The organism is Candidatus Chryseopegocella kryptomonas, from assembly GCF_001536065.1.
Lineage (GTDB): Bacteria > Bacteroidota > Ignavibacteria > Kryptoniales > Kryptoniaceae > Kryptonium > Kryptonium kryptomonas.
The window spans coordinates 669-5,528 of the sequence record NZ_CZVW01000041.1 but is presented as its reverse complement, the minus strand read 5'-3'; the positions used below and the strand labels follow the sequence as shown (position 1 = coordinate 5,528).

General features: G+C 38.5%; 4 protein-coding genes, 1 tRNA gene and 1 other RNA gene. 4 read left to right on the top strand and 2 right to left on the bottom strand.

From position 1 onward, the window contains the following. The 4 genes from hemG to ffs all read left to right on the top strand — a co-directional run. The coding region (gene hemG / locus AWW83_RS09715) for a protoporphyrinogen oxidase (RefSeq protein ID WP_143713969.1) at positions 1-863 on the top strand (863 nt) is incomplete at its 5' end. Beyond that, on the top strand, positions 860-1,768 hold the full coding sequence (locus AWW83_RS09710; protein WP_234697307.1) for a bifunctional enoyl-CoA hydratase/phosphate acetyltransferase: 909 nt from the start codon (positions 860-862) through the stop codon (positions 1,766-1,768). The genes hemG and AWW83_RS09710, both read left to right, overlap by 4 nt. Before the next feature lie 50 nt (positions 1,769-1,818). Continuing rightward, positions 1,819-1,904 (top strand) — tRNA-Leu (locus tag AWW83_RS09705). A gap of 16 nt (positions 1,905-1,920) precedes the next feature. Beyond that, positions 1,921-2,021: signal recognition particle sRNA small type (gene ffs, locus AWW83_RS09700), an RNA gene on the top strand. Here ffs and AWW83_RS09695 read toward each other — a convergent pair. After that, positions 2,017-4,167, bottom strand: a complete 2,151-nt coding sequence (locus AWW83_RS09695) for a glycoside hydrolase family 57 protein (RefSeq protein ID WP_159421174.1) — start codon at positions 4,165-4,167, stop codon at positions 2,017-2,019. The two genes, ffs and AWW83_RS09695, sit on opposite strands and share 5 nt — an antisense overlap. 61 nt (positions 4,168-4,228) lie before the next feature. Continuing rightward, the coding region (hemB, locus tag AWW83_RS10095; protein ID WP_234697306.1) for a porphobilinogen synthase at positions 4,229-4,860 on the bottom strand (632 nt) is incomplete at its 5' end.

Genomic DNA, 4,860 nt, shown 5'->3' with positions numbered 1-4,860 from the left:
CTTGTAATTTTCCGCGCCAGCTCCATAACTTGCTTTTGAAAAATTCTTGTGGTTTAATAATTGGAACCATCAAGGGGGCAAAGGAAAGAAAAAAGCGAGAAGAAAAATCAAAAGTAACAGCGCGAATGTTCTCATTTATCAATGGAATGGGAACTTTGCCGAAAGCAATTGCAAATTATCTTGGCGATTCGGTCGTTCTCAATGCAAAGGTTAAATCACTTAAAAAATACGAAGATAAGTTTTTAATTGAATTTGAAAAAGACGGAAAAGTTGAAACATTATCTGCTGATATCGTTGTGGTGTCAACGCCAGCTTATGTGACAGCAGAAATTGTAAAGGAATTATCGGAAGAGCTTGCGCAAACCTTGTCAAAAATTTATTATCCACCTGTGACGGAAGTTGTCTTCGGCTACAAAAAAGAGCAAGTTGGACTTGCACCAGATGGATTCGGCTTTTTAATTCCAGAAAAAGAGAATAGAAAAATTCTTGGCACTTTATGGAATTCAACTATATTCCCTCAAAGAGCTCCAGAAGGTTATGTTGAATTCACAACTTTCGTCGGTGGAACGAGACAGCCAGAATTAGCTCTTAAAAGAGATGATGAACTTGTAAAAATTGTAAGCGATGAGCTAAAAGATATAATGAAAATCTCTGGTGAACCTGAATTTGTCTGGATTTCAAGATGGGAGAAAGCAATTCCACAATATAATGTCGGTCATTTGAAAATTATGGATCAAATTGAAAGATTTGAAAGAGAAAATGAAGGGATTTTCTTTTGTGCAAATTATCGTGGTGGCATAGCTGTTGGCGATTGCGTTATGAGCGCAGAGAAAACCGCAAACAAAATTTTGAATAAAGTATGATGATAAAAAACTTTGACGAGTTAATTCAAAGAGTGACAAATTCATCAAAAACAATCGTCGTTGTATCCGCACATCAAGAGACCGCTCTTTCTGCGGTCGTTGAAGCAAAAAGAAAAAACATCGCAAATTCAATTTTGATTGGTGACTCAAAAGTAATTTCAGAAATCCTTGATGAACTTGGAGAAGATCCAATTAACTTTGAAATAATTGACGAGAAAGATCCCGTGAAAGCAATTTCAATCGCTGTTTCACTCGTGAGAGAAAATGAAGCACAAGTGATTTTGAAGGGGAAAATTGACACGACGACATTGATGAAAGGAGTGTTAAGCAAAGAATCGGGTTTAAGGACTGGAAGATTATTAAGCGATGTTTTCGTTTTTGAATATCCAGAGAAGAAAAGTGAATCAAAGTTTATTTTGATGTCCGATGGTGGTGTTGTTTTAAATCCAACGCTTGAGCAAAAAATTGAAATAATTAAAAACGCAGTTGAAGTTGCGAAAAAACTTGGGATTGAAAATCCAAAAGTTGCTCTTTTATCCGCCACGGAGTTAGTAATTGAAGAACTTACATCAACGACAGATGCGGTTAAAATCAAGCAACTAAATCAAGAGGGGAAAATCACAGGTTATGTAATTGATGGACCGCTTGCGCTTGATCTTGCTATATCGGAAGAGTCAGCATTTGAGAAAGGAATAAAATCAGATGTAGCTGGAAAAGCGGATATTTTAATCGTTCCGAATATAGAAAGCGGAAATATACTTGGAAAGAGCTTAACATATTTTGCTCATTATAGAATTGGTCATGTCATAGTTGGCGCAAAGGCGCCTGTGTTAATACCGTCGCGGTCTGATAAAATGGAAGCAAAACTTAATTCAATTGCGCTTGGAGTTTTGATGACACTTTGAAAAATTTTTCCTTTTTTTGCGAAATTTTTATATTTATAATGCAGATTTCAGCCCGGGTGGCGGAATTGGTAGACGCACAGGACTTAAAATCCTGTGTCCCGAAAGGGACGTACCGGTTCGAGTCCGGTCCCGGGCACATTGCCCGGTGCTTGAGTAAGGTCCTGCGCAACGGGATGTTGCCGAACCCCGCCAGGCCCGGAAGGGAGCAACGGTAGGCAATCAATTCCGTGTGACGCAGGGGTGCCTGCTCAACGCCGGGCTTTGATTTTTAAATTAACAACTATTGACTCCTCCTTAGGCCACTTCTCAATAGCACGATGATCCTCATACACATGAATGTGAAATTTAACCCTTGCCAACTCACCAACCGCGCATAATGTCCTGCGACTTACTTCAAACTCAAAAACCTCCTCAAACGCATATTTTAACTCAAAAATCTCCTGCAAATCTCTTTTTCCAACCTTCCTTACCGAAAATCCCTCGTGATTAAACTCAATCCTTATCTCGCACGGCTCAATGAAATGCAATTCTATCCTGTGCTTATCTGTTAAATCTTTTGATGTATCAACCCTGATGAAAAATTTTTCTTCATTGAACCCGAAATAAATTCGCCTGACGATTGTTGAAACCTGATGCATTGATGTTCCAACATGAGCCACATCATAATATCCAGCGCCTTCCCATTCATAATTGCTTGTTCTCGTGCCGTCAATCTTTGGAGAGATAAATTTCTTCGGTTCAACGATAAAGAACTTAACAAATTTTCTTTTAATCGGGTGGTAAAGTTCAACCGGTGGCTCAAACCCAAGAATTTCATAAACCCTTATCAAATGTCTCCTGAACAACTCGTCAAACTCTTCCGCCTGCGCACTCACATGCTCATCTCCAAACCACCAGCACCAATCACTCCCTTCCGCTATGTAAATTTCTTCCCACGCTTTCTTAATCACATCTTCGCTATATCGCCTTCTTGATATTTCTCTCACAAGAAAATCCCTCGTTTGCTTCAATAAATCCCAAGCCCTGTTATCTTCATCATGACCAATCCAGATATTAAAGTTCGCATTGATCCACGACCCCGGAAAAATTTTCTTCAATTCAATCGCCTCTGCAGATTCAAGAAAATCATTTAATCTCACAGTTTCTATTCTCTCATCGTTTGAAATGAGCCAATATAAAGTCCTCAAAAAATCCTTTCCATCGCTTTGATAGTATTCCCAGCAATTTTCACCGTCAAGAATTATGCTTACAAGAGAATTTTTCAGTGCTTCTTCACCTTCGGCTTTGATTATGTCATCACGAATTTTCAAGATTCTATTCACAAGATCTCGTGCGGAGTCATCAGGTCCCCAATTTGAATAAACGAAGCCAATTAAGTCCGACAAAATTCTATCTCTGAAAACAATTTTTATCTCGCCAAACGGTGTTTTAAATTTATACGGCTTGTAAATTTTCAATCTATCGTTTGCGTTGTTTCCATAAATCATTTGAAGCGATCTCATCAAAACCTCTTCATCTGACGCAGTCCATTTAATTTTATTTTCAGCCATTAAACTTAACACTTCTTCACTTATGCTCCCCTCGCTTGGCCACATTCCGTTTGGATTTATGCGAAAGATTTCTTGATAAAGTTCAATCGCTTTTTTTATCTGCGCATCAGCATCTTCCGGGTGAATAAAGTTTTTCGTCGGAAGTTTTATCTCCGGTGATGAAACCTTTGCAATTGAAGTATCACAAAGCAATGGTAAAATCGGATGATAAAATGGACTTATGCTAACTTCAATTTGACCTCGCTTTTGCGCCTCAATGTGTTTTGGAATTATCCTTGAGAGAATTTCATAATGACCTTCAATCAAAATTTGCTTTTCCTCTTCTGTAAAGTTTTTTCCTTTCTCAAAAAATTTTTTAAATGGCTCATCATACTTACTGTATTCCCCAACCCAGACAAGATTATACCAGACCTGAAGATCAAGCCAGTCCTGCTCCGTGAAATTACTTGACACCTCGCTAAAACGCTCAGAAGTGTAAGAAAATCCCCCACGCTTGTTGAAAAGTTCAAAATATCTCGGATAAGGTTTGATCATACGCTCAAAATTAGCCATGAAAAAATTTTTCAAAATTTCAAACTTATCGTCCTCGGTTAATTCCCCAACTTTTTTCTTTGTGAGTTTTAAAATCCTGTCCTCTGCTCTGTTCTTAACATAATCAATTATTTGAACGATGAGAGAAGGAGCAAGATTGAAAGTTTGTTTTATCTTCGGGTAATCGTCAAGTATGCGAACCATATCCCAGTAATCTTTGACACCGTGAAATCTCACCCACGGCAGAAGATACTCACCATCTTCTTTGTAATAAGGTTGATGCTGATGCCATAGAAAAGCAACTTTTATCGTCTCCAAAGCAAAACCAGAATTTATTTTTCACACATATTTTATCGGCAAAATTTCAAAAATCGTCCAATTAAATCTGCTGTTTTAAAACTTTCGCTGCATCTTTTGCAAAATAAGTTAAAATCAAATCAGCTCCTGCTCTTTTTATCGCTGTCAATGTTTCAAGCATTATCCTTTGCTCATCTATCCATCCATTTAAAGCAGCCGCTTTTATCATTGAATATTCACCGCTTACCTGATAAGCTGCAACTGGAACTTTAAACTCTTGCTTGACTCTGTAAATCACATCAAGATAAGCAAGAGCTGGCTTAACCATCACAATATCTGCTCCCTCTTGCAAGTCAAGAGCAATCTCACGCAACGCTTCATCCGAATTTGCCGGGTCCATCTGATGACTTTTTCTGTCCCCGAACTTCGGAGCTGATTCTGCCGCTTCTCTGAAAGGTCCATAAAATCCAGAAGCATATTTTGCTGCGTAAGACATTATCGGCACATTTTGAAATCCATTTTCATCAAGAATTTTTCTTATAGCCGAAACTCTACCATCCATCATATCGCTTGGAGCAACCATATCTGCTCCAGCTTCAGCGTGGCTTAAAGCTTCCTTTGCCAAAAGTTCAACTGTCTCATCATTTACAATCTCGTATTTCCCGGGTGCTACCTCCTTAACAATTCCACAATGCCCATGCGATGTATACTCAC